Source organism: Sporosarcina sp. ANT_H38 (genome assembly GCF_008369195.1).
In the GTDB taxonomy this organism is placed as follows: Bacteria; Bacillota; Bacilli; order Bacillales_A; family Planococcaceae; genus Sporosarcina.
In genome coordinates, this window is the sequence record NZ_VOBC01000018.1 from 1 (window position 1) to 615 (window position 615).

2 tRNA genes and 1 rRNA gene are annotated in these 615 nt (G+C 41.3%); all 3 read left to right on the plus strand.

The features are described 5' to 3' along the window. Window positions 1–63 (plus strand): 16S ribosomal RNA (locus FQ087_RS22230); the annotation flags it as partial. 99 nt (window positions 64–162) lie between these two features. Then, window positions 163–239 (plus strand) — tRNA-Ile (locus FQ087_RS22235). 40 nt (window positions 240–279) lie between these two features. Continuing rightward, window positions 280–355 (plus strand) — tRNA-Ala (locus tag FQ087_RS22240). Window positions 356–615: the final 260 nt, after the last annotated feature.

Genomic DNA, 615 nt, shown 5'->3' on the forward strand with positions numbered 1-615 from the left:
ATGATTGGGGTGAAGTCGTAACAAGGTAGCCGTATCGGAAGGTGCGGCTGGATCACCTCCTTTCTAAGGATTATTACGGAATGTAAACCATGGGTTTACACATTGATGTTTTGCGTTCAGTTTTGAATGTTCATTTGTGAACTTCATATAAATTCCCTGAATGGGCCTATAGCTCAGCTGGTTAGAGCGCACGCCTGATAAGCGTGAGGTCGGTGGTTCGAGTCCACTTAGGCCCACCATTAAGTTGTTTTATAACTTAAATAATCTCCCTATAATTTAGGGGCCTTAGCTCAGCTGGGAGAGCGCCTGCCTTGCACGCAGGAGGTCAGCGGTTCGATCCCGCTAGGCTCCACCAATAAGCTTTTTAAGCAGATTTATTGCTTTAAGAAGCAGCCATATAAAAATTTGTTCTTTGAAAACTGAATGAAACGACATTGATAGCAACAAATCAAGTAATCAACGTAGAGAAATTTATTTCTCTAGATTAGCGCATGCAAATGAGTTAATCATGCAATGCCTTTTACGAATTCCGATTTACATCGCTGTAAAGGAGAATTCACCAAAGAGGAATTCAAGAAGCGTAAGCTTGTTGAAAACCAAAGGGTTAAGTTAGAA